10 protein-coding genes are annotated in these 16275 nt (G+C 47.2%); 8 read left to right on the top strand and 2 right to left on the bottom strand.

Annotation, left to right across the window (positions count from 1 at the left end; genetic code table 11):
- The first annotated feature begins 398 nt into the window (after positions 1-398).
- The 8 genes from ACO0LE_RS17405 (at position 399) to ACO0LE_RS17370 (ending at position 15086) form a co-directional block, all read left to right on the top strand.
- Positions 399-3212, top strand: coding sequence for a TonB-dependent receptor (locus tag ACO0LE_RS17405; protein ID WP_422961610.1), 2814 nt, complete (start codon positions 399-401; stop codon positions 3210-3212).
- An 87-nt stretch (positions 3213-3299) separates the two neighbouring features.
- A complete protein-coding gene (locus ACO0LE_RS17400; protein ID WP_422961609.1) occupies positions 3300-4808 on the top strand; it encodes a tryptophan halogenase family protein in 1509 nt (502 codons plus the stop codon).
- Between the two features lie 119 nt (positions 4809-4927).
- A complete protein-coding gene (locus ACO0LE_RS17395) occupies positions 4928-6127 on the top strand; it encodes a cation:proton antiporter (RefSeq protein WP_422961608.1) in 1200 nt (399 codons plus the stop codon).
- Between the two features lie 270 nt (positions 6128-6397).
- Positions 6398-7720, top strand: coding sequence for an MFS transporter (locus ACO0LE_RS17390; RefSeq protein ID WP_422961607.1), 1323 nt, complete (start codon positions 6398-6400; stop codon positions 7718-7720).
- Positions 7721-7812: 92 nt separating this feature from the next.
- Positions 7813-9510, top strand: a complete 1698-nt coding sequence (locus ACO0LE_RS17385) for an alpha-amylase family glycosyl hydrolase (protein ID WP_422961606.1) — start codon at positions 7813-7815, stop codon at positions 9508-9510.
- 132 nt (positions 9511-9642) lie between these two features.
- A complete protein-coding gene (locus ACO0LE_RS17380; RefSeq protein WP_422961605.1) occupies positions 9643-12000 on the top strand; it encodes a TIM-barrel domain-containing protein in 2358 nt (785 codons plus the stop codon).
- A 139-nt stretch (positions 12001-12139) separates the two neighbouring features.
- On the top strand, positions 12140-13147 hold the full coding sequence (locus ACO0LE_RS17375) for a substrate-binding domain-containing protein (protein WP_422961604.1): 1008 nt from the start codon (positions 12140-12142) through the stop codon (positions 13145-13147).
- A gap of 271 nt (positions 13148-13418) precedes the next feature.
- Positions 13419-15086 carry an alpha-amylase family glycosyl hydrolase gene (locus ACO0LE_RS17370; protein ID WP_422961603.1) on the top strand — a complete coding sequence of 556 codons (1668 nt, stop codon included), beginning with the start codon at positions 13419-13421 and terminating at the stop codon, positions 15084-15086.
- Between the two features lie 170 nt (positions 15087-15256).
- Here the strand turns inward: ACO0LE_RS17370 and ACO0LE_RS17365 are convergent, their stop codons facing one another.
- On the bottom strand, positions 15257-16117 hold the full coding sequence (locus ACO0LE_RS17365) for an alpha-amylase family glycosyl hydrolase (RefSeq protein WP_422961602.1): 861 nt from the start codon (positions 16115-16117) through the stop codon (positions 15257-15259).
- 62 nt (positions 16118-16179) lie between these two features.
- Positions 16180-16275 (bottom strand): IS3 family transposase (locus ACO0LE_RS17360; protein ID WP_422958693.1); only part of this gene is annotated, 96 nt, incomplete at its 5' end.

Below are 16275 nucleotides of genomic sequence, written 5' to 3'. Positions count from 1 at the left end.
ACCCTTGTGACGGATGATTTTCGGCAGATGTTTGGAGTCAGTTTGAAGGGATGAATTGTTTTCATTTAGACTGCAAAAAATCCAATGCGCTTTGGAAAAAAATGACAATAAAGCCAATGCGCTTTGGGAAAATCTAGTCACTACAAAATATTTGTGTAGTATGACTACATAAGTATTTAAGGTTGGCTGTGGTTCAAACGCAACGTTCATAGATGTTTATCTCTGAGAGTAAGGAATTTTATTCCGTAAAATTACGTAGAAATTAATTGACATGTAATTTAGTTTTAGTACAAACTCGGTTTGGGGCATCAAGTTAGCGATAGTTACAAAAAAAGTTTGAGCTGCCAAGAATTTGCTGCTGGAGTTGGGTTTTTTATAAAAAATCAAGGAGACGGGTAATGACTAGCTTTAAGAAGAAGCAGGATGGGAGTGTCGCCATCAATCGCTTTGCGTTCAATGTGACACCGATTGCTGCTGCATGTGCAGTATTGATTTCCGCGTCGGCGGGTAGTGCTTATGCGCAACAGGCTGATGCTGCTAAGTCAGAGGATGCCAATACGGTTGTTGTGACCGGTATTCGTAAAGGTATTGAAGCCGCGATTGATATCAAGCGGAATAATAGTTCTATCGTTGAGGCGATCTCTGCTGAAGATATCGGTAAGTTGCCAGATGCCAGCGTTGCTGAGTCGATTGCACGTTTGCCAGGCGTCACTGCACAACGTAGCCGTAGTTCTGGTAAAGCTGCAGACGTCAGTGTTCGTGGTCTGGCGCCAAGCTTCAATGGCTCCTTGCTGAACGGCCGTGAGCAAGCATCCACTGGCAATGCGCGCGCGCCTGAATTCGATTTGTTCCCTGCTGAGCTCATGGGTTCTGTTTTGATCTACAAAACGCCGGACGCATCCCTGGTTGGTCAAGGACTGGCGGCGACGATTGATTTACATACGTTGCAGCCGCTGGATTTTGGCAAGCGTGTTATTGCGGCTAGTTATCGTAAGCAACGCACCGGTGTGCAGACACCTTCCGAGGGTACAGGTGATCGAGCGACATTCTCTTATGTTGATCAATTTGCTGATCGTACTATCGGTGTTGCCTTGGGTGTGACCAAATTCAAAGAAGATACTGGCGCACAGCAAAAATTTGACTCATGGGGTGGCTTCGCTCCGACGGTTGATTACAACGGAGCGAAAGTTGCCGCGCCTGGCGGATTCAAGGCGGATACAGAATCTGGTAAGAGCAACCGTGACGGCGCATCCTTGACCTTGCAGTTCAAGCCAAATAAAAACTTCAAATCGTCAGTTGATATTTTCTACTCTTCTGGCTATACATCACAGAAAAAAACTGGCCTGGAAGGTGCGATTGCCGGTTCCGCGGGTGGATATGATCCAAATGGTGTGTTGTCCAACGCGACGATTGTCAACGGTGTGGCTACCAGCGGCACGTTCAGCAATTACAAAGGTGTGGTTCGAAATCATCAGGAGTCCGCTGACGATAAGCTGACATCGATAGGTTGGAACAGCTCATTGAAGTTAGATGAGTGGACTCTGGATGCAGATTTATCCCATTCCAAAGCAAATAAAAACGCTTCACGTTTTGAAACAACTGCAGGACAGCCTGGTGATGCTACGTCACTTGGAACTATTTCCTACACAGGCTTTAACGGCGGTAACTTCAATGATGTGAAATATACGACATCGCTGAACTATGCTGACCGCGCTGTTGCAAAACTGACAGACGTGAATGGTTGGGGTGGTGGTCCTAATACACCTCAGGCAGGTTATGTCGCTTTGCCTACCTTGAACGATAAAGCTGACGCGATTCGTTTCACTGCAAGTCGCGACCTGAACTTAGGCCCTGTTGTCGCTGCGCATTTTGGTTTGAATTTTTCTGACCGTGAAAAAATCCGTGCTGGTCAGGAAGGTCGCCTGGTTGTAAAAGGTGGTGGCGGTTATGCTTCTGCAACAATGCCAGGTTCCGCAGTCGGTACTGCCGGTACGACTGGTTTGCCAGTTGCTTCTTGGGATCCGTCCAATTCACTTGGCTCTATCTACGACCTGGCACAATGGATAGACGCTTCTGTGTTGGCGAAAGACTGGTCCGTGCATGAAAAGGTTACCACTGCCTATGCGATGGGTGATCTGGATGGGCAATTATTTGGTTTGAACTATAAAGGTAACTTCGGTACACAATTCGTTCGTACAGATCAGTCATCGACTGGTAATCAGGTCGATGTAGCGAATTGCACAGGAATTACAGCGGCAACTTGCCCTTCAAAAGTGATCAGCGGCGGCACAACTTATTCTGATGTTTTGCCAAGCATGAATGTGTCTTTTGATATCGGCAGTGAGCAGTTCATTCGCTTGGGTGCGGCTAAAGTATTATCACGTGCCAATATGGATGACATGCGCGCCAGTAATCAGTTTGGCGTGAATCCACAAGGTTCCAATCCTATCTTGGTTGGTACAGGCGGTAATCCAAACCTAAAGCCATTTAGTGCGAAATCACTCGATATCTCCTACGAAAAATATTTCGGTAAAAAGGGTTACCTGAGCGTTGCTGGTTTCTACAAGCAACTGGATACTTACATCTATCGTTCGCCGACCACATTTGACTTCAAGCCTTATGTAAGCGCGAATACACCATTGCCACTGACTGGTGCTTACAAAGGTTCGACGGTTGGTCTGATGACGGCACCGCGTAATGGCGAAGGCGGCAATATCAGCGGTTTTGAAGTTGCGCTGAATGTCCCGTTCTCTTTGGTTACTCCTTGGCTGGATGGTTTCGGCGTCATGGTCAATCATTCAGACACGTCCAGTGAGATTACCTTGCCAGGATTTGGTTTTGGTAATGTGGCATTCACAGCGGTGAATATTCCACTGCCAGGTTTGTCCAAGCGCGTTAGCAATCTGCGCTTGTACTACGAGAAAAATGGCTTCCAGGTTGCATGGGCTGCACGTAAGCGTTCTGACTTTCTGGGTCAGGTCAGCGACTATCAGGATAATCAGCAGTTGACGATGGTAAAAGGCGAGACGATCATTGATCTGCAAGCTTCTTACGAATTCCAGACTGGCTGGTTTAAAGGCTTGTCGGTCTTGTTTCAGGCAAACAACTGGACCAATACACCGTTCCAGGAATACGCTAATGACCCAAGTGTAATTACTAACAAAATTACCTACGGCAGATCCTACCTGCTCGGCGCGAACTATAAGTTCTAAACCCTAGGTACGAATGACCCCTGTTGGCTCTGGCTGGCAGGGGTTTTTTGCTATGATGGAACGCTGATTAATCGCTAAGGTAAGTTCATGCAAAATTCTCTAATAAAAAATGTGGTGATTGTCGGCGGCGGTACTGCCGGTTGGATGACGGCGGCGGCTCTGGCGACTGTCTTGCGCGGGAAGTATTCTATCCGCGTGGTGGAGTCGGATGAGATTGGTATTGTCGGTGTCGGCGAAGCGACTATACCGATGATTCAGCGATTCAATCAGGTGCTCGGTATTGATGAGAATGAATTTCTCAGAGAAACGCAGGGCACATTTAAATTAGGTATCGAATTTGTCAACTGGGGTAAGCTGGGGGATCGCTATATCCATGGATTTGGTACGATAGGTCAGGATCTGTTTACGGTCAGCTTTGATCAATACTGGCAAAAAATGCGCAGCCTCGGCAAAGCAAAAAGTCTGGGCGAATACTCGATTACTCGTATGGCGGCGTTGGCAAATAAATTCATGCCGGCGCGCCACGATGTTCCTAATTCCCCCCTGAATCAAATTGCCTATGCATATCATTTTGACGCGAATCTGTATTCAAAGTTTTTACGCAGATTTTCTGAGACGCGAGGTGTTAATCGGTGTGAAGGTAAGATTGCTCAAGTAACTCAGCGTGAAATAGATGGCCATATTGATGCAGTCGTTTTAGAAAACGGTGAGCGTATCGAAGGTGATTTATTCATTGATTGTTCTGGTTTTCGTGGCTTGCTCATCGAGCAGACGCTCAAGACTGGTTATGAGGACTGGACGCATTGGTTGCCATGCGATCGCGCTCTGGCTGTGCCTTGTGAATCTGCGTCTATGCTGACACCCTACACGCGGTCAACTGCACACAAAGCCGGCTGGCAATGGCGGATTCCGTTACAGCATCGCATCGGCAATGGGCATGTCTATTGCAGTCAATTTACGAGTGATGATGAGGCAGCTGCTACCCTGTTGGCGAATCTGGATGGTAAGCCGCTGGCAGAGCCTCGTATGCTGAAATTCAATACAGGTATGCGTAAGCAGGGCTGGAATCGTAATGTGGTCGCCATCGGTTTGTCTAGCGGGTTTCTGGAGCCACTGGAGTCAACCAGTATACATTTGATCCAATCGTCAATTTCACGACTCATCGATTTTTTTCCGAATCAGGGATTTAATCCGACCGAGATCAGTGAATACAATCGCCAAAGCCGTTTCGAATACGAGCGCATCCGTGATTTCGTGATTCTTCATTACAAACTCAATCAACGTGATGATGCAAATTTCTGGAAGTCTTGTGCTGAAATGGCGATCCCCGACACGCTCGCGCACAAGATGGACTTGTTTAAAACCAGTGGACGTCTGCTGCGTATTGATAATGAATTATTTGCAGAAGTGGGCTGGCTACAGGTGCTGGAAGGCCAGAATCTCAAAGCGGATAGTTATCATTCACTGGTCGATCTGCAGTCTGAGGCCGACATTATTGAGTACATGGAGAGTGTCAGGGAAGTCATCGCCAAATGCGTCGATGTCATGCCTGACCATGCGGCGTATATAGCCCATCACTGCGCGGCAAAATCTTAATATGTAGTGCATTGCTCCGGTTTGCGCTAGGTGATTTGCGCTGAATGTTTGGCGTTAATTAATGAAGGCTTGCCTGCGAAGTTAATTTTCTGATTGCTGGAACACATATGCCGATTGCCATGAGCACGACAGAAATTTTTCTGATCGCGATGTTCGTTATTTTTACCGTGCCTTATCTGATCTGGCGTGTGGGCCGGACGGATTATTTTGCGCCTCTGGTTGTGGTGCAGATTATTACCGGCATTTTGCTTGGGCCCGGTATTCTCGGGGCAGCATTTCCTACCTATTACCAGTTTGTCTTCAATCCTCAGGTGATTCAGTCTTTGAATGGTATTGCCTGGTGGGCAGTCATGATTTTTGTGATGATTGCCGGGATTGAACTTGATCTAAAAAAGGCCTGGGAGCATCGTCGCGAGAGTGGTATTACGGCGAGTCTGGCAATGGGTATGCCTCTGTTGTTTGGCTGCGTGGCCGCAGTGGGTATGCTGACTGTCGATGGATGGGTGGGGAGTAAGGCGTTGACATGGCAATTTATCCTGGGAATAGGCATGGCATGCGCTGTGACCGCTTTGCCTATCCTTATTTTGCTGATGGAAAAATTAGATGTGCTGCGGCAACCGATAGGTCAGCGCATCCTGCGCTATGCCAGTATCGACGATATTGCGATCTGGGGTGTGCTTGCCATCATTTTGCTCGACTGGGCGCGCGTCGGAAGGCAGTTGGCTTTCTTGTTGATCTTTGCTTTCACGACCTATGGCTTTCGCAAGCTGATGGTGTGGCTACAAGAACGCGATCGTTGGTATGTGGGCCTGATCTGGCTGGCTGCCTGTAGTTTTGCGGCGGATTGGGCTGGCCTGCATTTTATGGTCGGCGCTTTCCTATCGGGCGCGGTGATGGACGCGCATTGGTTTAATCAGGAAAAAATGGATTTAATGCGTCATCACGTACTACTGGCAATCATGCCGGTATTCTTTTTAAGTACAGGGTTGAAAACGAATTGGGCGCTCGGCGGGACGACTGTTTTTATTGCCGCAGCTGCGTTGCTGGTGGCATCTGTGACTGGCAAATTAGTCGGGATCCAGGTCGCTGGGAAAATCCTTAAATGGGAAAAAGGAGAGGCCTCGATTATCGGATGGTTGTTGCAAACCAAGGCGCTGATTATGATTATTTTTGTCAATATCCTCCTCGATAAAAATATCATCACCAACGAAACCTTCACGGCCTTATTGCTGATGGCAATCGCCAGTACGATGCTAACGGTGCCCATGGTGTATCCGAAATTGCAGCGACTCAAGACGATTATTTTTAAATCGAACTAGGCGTATATATTTTTTTATCACTAAAATTATTTGGTAGTAATGCTACATAAATAGCTTTATTTAATGAACGTTTCATTGAATTTAAAGAATAAAATCATTCGTTTGAATGAATTTTACTCGGAAGATTTAAATTTGTAGTTTTGGTACATAGTGCTATGGTAATATGCACTATAAAAATAGTGTGACAGGCGAGCATCCGGTTAAGGGTAGTTCGCCCGGGTAAATTGATCGCTTATATAAAATATTAAAAAAAGATTGGGGACTGGCAGTATGCATACATCGACAAACAAGCCGCAGCTTTCGTTCTGGCAGCTCTGGAACATGAGTTTTGGTTTTTTCGGTATTCAATTTGGTTTCGCGCTACAAAATACCAATACCAGCCGGATTTTTTCCACCTTAGGTGCGAATACCGAGGACCTCGCATTGTTCTGGCTGGCGCCACCGATTACGGGCTTGCTGGTGCAACCCATCATCGGCTATCTGAGTGACAACACCTGGCATGCCTTCTGGGGACGTCGTCGCCCATTCTTCTTCATCGGCGCCTTGCTCGCATCGATTGCGATGTTCCTGATGCCTAATTCCAGTATGTTGTGGATGGCAGTTGCCGTACTGTGGATGATGGATTCTGCAATTAATATCTCAATGGAGCCTTTCCGTGCTTTTGTCGGCGATAAGCTGAATCCTTCTCAGCAGACTGCAGGGTTTGCGATGCAGACTTTCTTTATTGGTTGCGGTGGTGTGATTGCCTCCTTGCTGCCGACTATTTTCACGGATTATCTCGGTGTCAGTAATGTGCCTGTCAATGGCGCAATACCCGATACGGTGAGATATGCCTTCTATTTCGGTGGCGCCGTATTTGCACTGGCAGTCATGTGGACTGTATTTACCAGCAAAGAAATCCCACCGGCGGATCTCAAAAAATTCCGTCAGGAGCGTAAAGATAATCAGGGTATCGGTAAAGCATTGACGGAGATTCTGGGCGGCTTTACTAAAATGCCGAAGACCATGGTGCAATTGGCTCTTGTGCAGTTTTTTACCTGGGTTGCCTTGTTTGCGATGTGGGTCTACACCACGCCATCAATTACCGATACGGTATTTCATACCTCGGACGCACAATCTGCCGCGTACCAGGAGGGAGGTAATTGGGTCGGTATTATGTTTGCCGTCTATGGCGGTATCTCCGCGCTAGCCGCGTTCATATTGCCAGTGCTGGCAGCCAAGACCAGCCGTAAATTTGTGCATATGTTGTGCCTGATTATTGGCGGCGTCAGTCTGATCAGCATCTTTGCAATCACCTCCAAACAAATGTTGCTGCTGCCTATGGTGGGTGTCGGTATTGCATGGGCTAGTGTGTTGACCATGCCGTATGCAATTCTGGCGGGAGCCTTGCCTGCAAATCGTATGGGTTACTTTATGGGGCTATTCAATTTTTTCGTTGTTATTCCCCAGATCGTGGCAGGTGTCGTACTTGGCGCTATGCTGAAACATTGGTTTAACAATCAATCGGTCAAGGTATTGATGCTCGGTGGTGCCTGCATGATTCTGGCGGGCCTGTTGACGATGCTTGTAAAAGACGATGCCGCTACAAAATAAAATGGCCGCTCTGTCCAGATAGCCAATTCGCTTATCTGGATATGAGCGCCGCATTAACCGTATCTACTCTCGATTTGATTGGAATTCTGCGCATGAAATTTTTTGCGATTCCATTTACGCTTGTTTGCTTTTTTGCGAGTTTTTCGACATCAGCTATCGCCGGCGATCAGGTGTCAAAGCCGCTTGCAACTCATCCTACTGGAGCTCCGTTTTTATGGCAAAACGCGACAGTCTATTTTCTGATGACGGACCGTTTTTATAACGCGGATACTGCGAACGATCTTGCATATGACCGCCGTGCCGACGCTGCGCCTTTGCGGGGATTTATGGGGGGCGATCTCGCTGGCATCACGGCGAAAATTAAGGCAGGTTATTTTAAAGATCTCGGTGTTGATGTGATCTGGCTGACACCGCCTGTTGAACAGATTCATGGCTCAACGAATGAGGGGACAGGAAAATCCTATGGTTTTCACGGATATTGGGCGCGGGACTGGACTCGTGTTGACGCGAACCTGGGGAGCGATAGCGATATGCGTGAATTTGTTGATACTGCCCATGCGCATGGTATTCGTGTTTTGCTCGATGTGGTGTTGAATCATACCGGACCTGTAACCACGAGTGATCCGGTCTGGCCGGATACCTGGGTTCGTACCGGACCGCCATGTGCCTATAAGGATGTTGCCAGTACGGTCAATTGCACTTTAGTCAAAAATCTTCCCGACATTTTGACTGGTAGTAATCAGGTTGTGGCGTTACCGCCAGCATTGACAGAAAAATGGAAATCAGAGGGGCGCTATGAGCGCGAAGTCAAAGAGCTTGATGAGTTCTTCAAGCGAACAGGCTGGCCGCGTGCGCCGCGCTATTACCTGATGAAATGGCATGCAGATTGGGTCAAGAAATTTGGTGTTGATGGTTTCAGAGCTGATACTGCTAAACACGTGGAACCTGCTGTCTGGAAAGAATTAAAGCAAGTCGCCAGCACTGCATACGAGGATTGGAAGGACCGACATCCAGACAAAAAACTGAGCGACGATCCTTTCTTCATGACGGCGGAGGTTTACGGCTACAGTATCGCAGAAGGTTTGTATTACACAATGGATGGCGGTAGTCGCGTTAATTTTTATAACAACGGCTTTGATAGTCTGATTAACTTCGGCTTCAAGTCTGATGCGAACCAGTCATATGAAGCTTTATTCAGCGATTATTCCGCAAAAATAAACGGCCCTTTAAAAAACTATTCCGTGCTGAACTACATCAGCTCGCATGATGATGGCGAACCTTTTGATCGCTTGCGTCAACGACCGTTTGAAGCTGCCACCAAATTATTACTAAGTCCGGGTGCTGCGCAAATTTATTATGGTGATGAAACAGCCCGCGCCTTAGTTGTCGACGGTGCTGAAGGTGACGCAAACTTGCGCTCACCGATGAACTGGAGTGAGTTGAGTTCACATGCCGTACGTAACGGAGTTAGTCTTTCAGACATACGCACACATTGGAGCAAGCTTGGTCTGTTCCGTCACGCACATCCGGCGGTGGGCGCAGGTGTCCATCAAAAAATAGCGGAGCAGCCATATACCTTCAGACGCACCTATGAGTCGAACGGAATCAATGACAGAGTTGTTATCGCGCTTGATGTACCGGTAGGAAAGACGGTTGCGATTAGTGTGGCGGGTGTTTTCGCCGATGGACAGAAAGTCAAAGACTACTATTCTGGCACGAGTGCCATGGTTGCTAACGGTAAGGCCTTGTTTCCTGGGAAGGCGCCAGTGATTTTAATCGCTGCCGAATAGGCGAATGCAGCTTAGTCAAATGAATGTATTTTGTAAAAAAATAAATCAAGCCAAGTGATTATGCTCTCCACAATGAAAAAAAATCAAATAATCCAGTGCGTCCAGTGCGCTGTAATCAGCATATTTCCGCCTATGCTGGCGAACAATGCACTAGCACAAAATATAAGCCGGACGATAGAGAACGTTACAGATAAAGCAAGCTATCTTGAGATTAAAACCAATGATGGTCGCTATCTCATCAAGCCATATTCTGACAAAATTATGGAGACAAGTTTTATTCCAAATGGTGAGAACTTTGATCCGGCGTCACATGCCGTCGTCATGGTCCCATCGGGGATAAAACACAAGCTGACGATCATGCCCGGCAAGCTTGAATATCGTGTTGCTGAGATGCATGTCAGTATCAACAAGTCACCTTTTCAGATTAGTTATTTTTATAAAGGAAAGCAGCTACTTTCCGAGAAAAATGGTTATGTAAAAAAAGAAGGTACTGAGATACTGGATTTTAATCTGGATACTAGTGAAGCGCTGTACGGCGCTGGTGCGCGCGCTTTGGGAATGAATCGTCGCGGTCATCGCCTGCCTTTGTACAACAAGGCACATTACGGTTATGAAGAGCGGTCTGAGCAAATGAACTTTGCCATGCCCTTAGTATTCTCTTCAAAGATGTATGGTCTGCATTTCGATAATGCGCCGATTGGCTACCTGGATCTGGATAGTAAAAAAGAAAATGTATTAGCGTACGAAACGATCAGTGGTCGTAAAACGTATCAGGTCATCGCCGGGGATAGCTGGGAAGAAATCGTCGGTAATTACACAAATCTAACAGGCAAGCAGCCTTTGCCTCCACGCTGGACCTTCGGGAATTTTGCAAGCCGCTTTGGCTATCATTCAGAAGCAGAGGCACGTTCTATTCTTGATAAATTTGAGGCGGAACAGATTCCGGTTGATGCGATTATTTTTGATTTGTACTGGTTTGGTAAGGACGTCAAGGGAACTCTGGGAAATTTAGAATTTGATAAAGACAATTTCCCTGATCCGAAAAAAATGATTTCGGACTTCGCAGGTAAAGGTGTTAAAACGATATTGATTACCGAACCGTTTATCCTGACCACATCTGGTAAATGGAGCGAGGCGGTACAAAAAAATATTCTTGCTACCGATAAAAGTGGGAAGCCATTTACCTATGATTTTTATTTCGGTAATACCGGTCTGATCGATATTTTTAATCCTCCGGCACAAAACTGGCTATGGAATATTTATAAAAATTTGAAAAGCGAAGGCGTTGCCGGTTGGTGGGGTGATCTGGGGGAGCCTGAGGTACATCCTTCAGCCTTGCAACATAAGACCGGATCTGCCGATCAGATGCACAACATCTATGGCCACCAATGGGCCAAACTTATTGCCGATGGATATAAAAAAGAATTCCCCGGGCAAAGACCTTTTATCTTGATGCGATCCGGTTATTCTGGCTCACAGCATTACGGCATGATTCCATGGTCAGGCGATGTGAACAGGACTTGGGGTGGACTTCGCTCACAGCCTGAAATTGCATTGCAAATGGGCATGCAGGGGATGGCATATATGCACTCTGATCTTGGTGGTTTTGTGGGAGCGAACCTTGATGACGAGTTATATACCCGCTGGCTGCAATACGGCGTATTTCAACCAGTGTTCCGTCCGCATGCTCAGGAGGAAGTTGCCTCGGAGCCAGTCTTGCGTGAACAAAAAACGAAGGAGTTAGCAAAAGCAGCGATTCAGTTGCGCTATCAGTTACTGCCGTATAACTACACACTGGCATTTGATAACAACCAGCTTGGCGTGCCATTCATGCGTCCCTTGTTCTATGAGGAGTCAGCAAATCAGGCGCTGTTTAATGTGGCCGATACCTATTTTTGGGGAAATGACTTTTTAGTCCATCCCATCATGAAGGCGGGAGAAAAAGAAGCGAGTATCTATTTCCCTGCAAAGAGCAACTGGTTTGATTTTTATACGGATCAGCAATTCAAAGGTGGTACTACGCAATCCTTACCGGTAGTTAATTCGCATATTCCAGTATTTGTCAGGGCGGGTGCCTTTATTCCGATGATCAATGTGATTCAAAATACGACAGCGTATTCCACTAAGTCATTCAATTTACATTACTACCATGATGCGTCCGTAACGAAGGGTAGTGGAAAATTGTATGAGGACGATGGTGAAACGTCTTCCGCATATGAAAAGGGACGTTATGAATTACTGGAATTTTCCAGTGCATTTTCTGCGCAGCAGTTGAACTTATATCTGGCTAACCGACTCGGACGTCATGTCGACTCTTTCGACAGAAAAGTGACTGTCTGTGTACACAATGTGTCGTCCAAACCGAGCGCAGTAAAATTGAATCAGCGTGCTATTCCGTTTGTATGGGATGCGCAAAAAAAGCAATTAAATATCATAGTCGACTGGCGTGCAAATATCGCGCAGACAGTCGCTGTGCAGTTCGCACATTAGATGTGTACACAATCACGGAAAGCGCGGACGATCAGCTGAAAAGTGCTGACTACATTAAATTCCATGGCGGGCAAGTAGCAGATAAAGCTCGCTAGTCAATTAGAATGCGAAGTAACGGCGTGAAAAATTGAAAACTGCAATGAATCTTAAGAACCTGGCACGACATCTGGGTATTTCCGAGACCACGGTAAGCCGTGCATTAAACGGCTATCCTGAGGTTAGTGACAAGACGCGACAGCGTGTCATGGCGGCAGCCAATGCGGCAGGCTACCGGCCCAATCCGATGGCGCGTAGTCTGGCAGTAGGGCGGACGAATGTCGTCGGTATTATTCACCCCCTGTCACCCAATGATCTTGCTGATCCTATGTTCATGGAGATCGTCGGCGGTATGTCGGCTACTCTGGAAGAACGTCAGATGGATTTGATCATTGCGCCGGTATCGCCTGCCAATGAGCTACGTGCCTATCAGCACATGGTGCAGGAACGACGTGTTGACGGTCTGATTGTCGGTCGTACCCGTTTGAATGATGCACGTGTCGCCTATCTGACCGGACAGGGTTTGCCTTTTATCGCCCACGGACGTACGCAGGTCAACGAACCGCATGCCTGGTTTGATTACGACAACGAGGAGGGAATGCGTATCGCGGTCAGGCATCTGCTTGCCCACGGCCATCAACGCATTGCGCTAATCAGCGCTCCTCTGGAGATGAACTTTGCAAGGCAGCGTTATAACAGTTTTGTCACCGCCATGAGCGATGCAGGGTTGCAAGCCGATCCGCGCTACCTGCTTGATAACACCATCGACAGGCGCAGCGGTTATCAGGCAATGCAGCAACTCCTGAACGGGGCAACCATGCCGAGCGCCGTGATTGTCGATAACCATATGTCGGGCGTAGGCGCAATGCGGGCCTTGCTTGACGCCAGAATAGAAATTTCTTCAGCAATCTCCATCATTGTCTGGGGCAAAATGGAAGATTCACTAGCTGGTTACAACGTCACGACAATTGATCAGCCTCATCCTGATCAGGCAGGCAGCCGCATGATAGAGATGCTTCTCGCTTTACTTGATGGTACGCCACCATCCGAACTTCAGGTGTTATGGCAACCTGTATTGCTGGCGGGTGAGACGGTTGGCGTTTGTAAATAATCCCCGCGTAATTTTTTGCGGACTTCTTGCACGGCTTTCAGCCATCTGCCGGCTGAGTTTCCCTGCGTCAGTTCTATGCATAACCGTGCATAGTATTTCTGTGAATTCATGTAAATATGCAAGTAATCCAAAGCGCTTTGAATTATACTTTGAAGAATTCAAAGCGCTTTGGATTTGATTTAAACTGAGATTGGTAAAACAACTTTGCGCTAAGTAATTGTTGATAGAAGGCAATTGATTCCTGCTAGATAGATAAAATAAGAGACATGGTATGAGCGATCTGCACGAAAAATCGGAACAAAAGTCAGGCAAGAATTCTGCTGACAGGACTGACTGGTGGCGCGAAGCCGTGATTTACCAGGTATATCCGCGTAGCTATCTGGATACGAATGGCGACGGTGTAGGTGATTTGCCCGGCATCACTGCCAAACTCGATTACATCGCCAGTCTCGGCGTCGACATTGTATGGATCTCGCCGTTCTTCACATCGCCGATGAAGGACTTTGGTTATGACGTGTCTGACTACTGCAATGTGGATCCCTTGTTCGGTACTCTGGCTGATTTTGATCGATTGATACAACGTGCTCATACACTTGGTTTAAAGATCATGATTGATCAGGTGCTATCTCATACTTCGGATGCTCACCCGTGGTTCGTCGAGAGCCGTAGCAGCCGAACTAATTCAAAAGAGGACTGGTATGTTTGGACCGATCCTCAGGCTGACGGAACGCCACCGAACAACTGGATGTCAATTTTTGGCGGCTCTGCCTGGCAATGGGATACTCGCCGCCTGCAATATTATCTGCACAATTTTCTGACTAGTCAGCCTGATATGAATTTCCATCAGCCCGCTGTACAACAGGCGCATCTGGATAATATGCGCTTCTGGCTGGAACGAGGTGTCGATGGATTCCGTCTTGATGCCTGCATTTTTCACTTTCATGACCAGCAGCTACGTAACAATCCTCCTGCAGTAAAGCAAAACACGACCAGTGTTTCCGCAGTCAATCCGTATGGCATGCAAGCACATATCTACGATAATACTCGTCCTGAAAATCTCGCGTTCTTTGAAAAAGTCCGTTGTCTTTTGAATGAGTACGACGCAATTTCTATCGGTGAAATTGGTTCCGATGATGCGCTCGGTGTGATGGCAGAATACACCGCCGATAATAACAAGCTGCACATGGCCTACAGCTTCAACCTACTGACATCTGACAAGTCGGCGCAGCACATCCGGTCACAGGTTGAGGAGTTCGAGCGGCGGGTACTTGGTGGTGGTGCCTCCTGGTCCGTGGGCAACCACGACGTGACGCGTGTGATGAGCCGCTGGGGCGGTGCTCAAGCGACACCTGAATTCGCCAAGCTCGTCCTCGCAATACAGTTGTCGTTAAAGGGGACGCCATGCCTGTACCAAGGGGACGAGCTCGCTCTGGTTGAAGCTGATTTGCCTTATGAAGTGTTGCAGGATCCTGTGGGGATTACTTTCTGGCCTGAATCTAAAGGCCGTGATGGCTGCCGTACACCGATGCCTTGGGATGCTGCTTCTGTCAATGCCGGATTTTCCGAAGGTAAACCCTGGCTACCCGTGCCAGCAGAGCATCGTGCCGCCGCTGCCTCACTTCAGGAATCTGATCCGGATTCGGCGCTGAATTTTAGTCGCCATATTCTCCACTGGCGTAAGCAAATTCCTCAGCTGACGCGTGGCGATATCACTTTCTTTGCAGCACCAGAACCTGTGCTGGCATTACGCCGCAGCCTTGATGGCATGCCCGGTGTGATTGCGGCATTTAATTTAGGTAGCGAGGCCATCACGTTTGACTGGCCTGAGGTCTCTGGGTATGTGGCGATGAGCGGACATCGCTTACACGGTGATGTGCAGGGCACTCAAGTGAGTTTGCCAGCCTATGGTGCGTGGTTTGGCATACAAATTCAGGCGTAAGAATTGATTCTGGCTAACAGTAAAAAGAGGGTAAAAGCGGGAATATAAAAACAGGAACGAATACAGGAATTAAGACAAAAATTAATACAGTAACCAATACATAAGCAAATAAAGGGCAGATGATCTGCCCTTTATTTCATCTATTTATTTTGCCTACCTATTTGTCTTATTTATTTCGCAAATATTTTGTATTCCCAAGGTTTTAAAGTGAATTTTTGTGACCCTGTTGTAAGTAATTTTTCGCCTGACATGACATCAACCATGCCCTTATCTTTGAGTGCGTGGCTGACTATTGCTACCTGTTCTTTATTCGATAAATTAAAAATAGCCACAATTTTGTTATGCTCTTTTTGACGGGTAAATGCAAATACATTGGCGTCATTGCCCGTGTTGATTTTGACTAGCTGACCACCGGTAAGTCCGTTCCACAATGCTTTGTTCGTTTTCTTCAACTGAAATAATTTGGTGTATAGCTGCTTGAACGGATGATCTTTCCATTGAATTGGGTCGCGCTCAAAGAAGTCTAGACGCTTGGTGTTGCCGGCTTCTTGTCCGCTATACAGTAGTGGCATTCCCTTGAGTACATTTGACAACGCCAGGAAGGATTCTGTCGCGTCGCCAAGTCGTTCAAATTCTGTTCCCTCCCAGCTATTCAGATCATGGTTCGTAATGTGCAACATGCGATAAGAATTTGGATGGTAGTTTTTTTCCTCGCCATTTAGATAGGCATCTAAATCTTTCGCAGATTTTTTACCCTGAGCGATATCATTGAATAAGTCCTTGAATTGCCAGCCATAGGTCATATCGAAGGCTTTTTCCTGTAATTGGAATTCGGTTGCTTCCGCCAGCATGAAGACGGGTTTGGTTTTGTCGAGTGCGACTCTCGCTTCATTCCAAAAGTCGACAGGCACCATCGCGGCGACATCGCAGCGGAAGCCGTCAAGCTGATATTCTGTTAGCCAAAAACGCATTGCCTCGATCATTTCACTACGTAGTTGTTTGTTCTCATAGTTCAATGCAATTACGTCCATCCAGTCAGGAACCGGTGGCGTGAAATGACCATCTGGACTTCCCCTAATTTCGTAGACAACTCTTAACTTCCAAATTGTTGTTGCTCGAAAGCTAGGGGACTCATCTGATTCAAATGACTATGTCGCCGTTTGCGATTGTAGAACACTTCGATGTAATC

The organism is Undibacterium sp. Xuan67W, from assembly GCF_049340165.1.
Classification (GTDB): Bacteria; Pseudomonadota; Gammaproteobacteria; order Burkholderiales; family Burkholderiaceae_D; genus Undibacterium.
This window is presented reverse-complemented; position numbering and strand designations above follow the sequence as displayed.

What these genes read in the sequence shown, in the direction of transcription:
- ACO0LE_RS17405 (WP_422961610.1), top strand. Translation starts at nt 399, where the DNA reads ATGACTAGCTTTAAGAAGAAGCAGGATGGGAGTGTCGCCATCAATCGC.
- ACO0LE_RS17400 (WP_422961609.1), top strand. Translation starts at nt 3,300, where the DNA reads ATGCAAAATTCTCTAATAAAAAATGTGGTGATTGTCGGCGGCGGTACT.
- ACO0LE_RS17395 (WP_422961608.1), top strand. Translation starts at nt 4,928, where the DNA reads ATGAGCACGACAGAAATTTTTCTGATCGCGATGTTCGTTATTTTTACC.
- ACO0LE_RS17390 (WP_422961607.1), top strand. Translation starts at nt 6,398, where the DNA reads ATGCATACATCGACAAACAAGCCGCAGCTTTCGTTCTGGCAGCTCTGG.
- ACO0LE_RS17385 (WP_422961606.1), top strand. Translation starts at nt 7,813, where the DNA reads ATGAAATTTTTTGCGATTCCATTTACGCTTGTTTGCTTTTTTGCGAGT.
- ACO0LE_RS17380 (WP_422961605.1), top strand. Translation starts at nt 9,643, where the DNA reads ATGCTGGCGAACAATGCACTAGCACAAAATATAAGCCGGACGATAGAG.
- ACO0LE_RS17375 (WP_422961604.1), top strand. Translation starts at nt 12,140, where the DNA reads ATGAATCTTAAGAACCTGGCACGACATCTGGGTATTTCCGAGACCACG.
- ACO0LE_RS17370 (WP_422961603.1), top strand. Translation starts at nt 13,419, where the DNA reads ATGAGCGATCTGCACGAAAAATCGGAACAAAAGTCAGGCAAGAATTCT.
- ACO0LE_RS17365 (WP_422961602.1), bottom strand. Translation starts at nt 16,117, where the DNA reads ATGGACGTAATTGCATTGAACTATGAGAACAAACAACTACGTAGTGAA.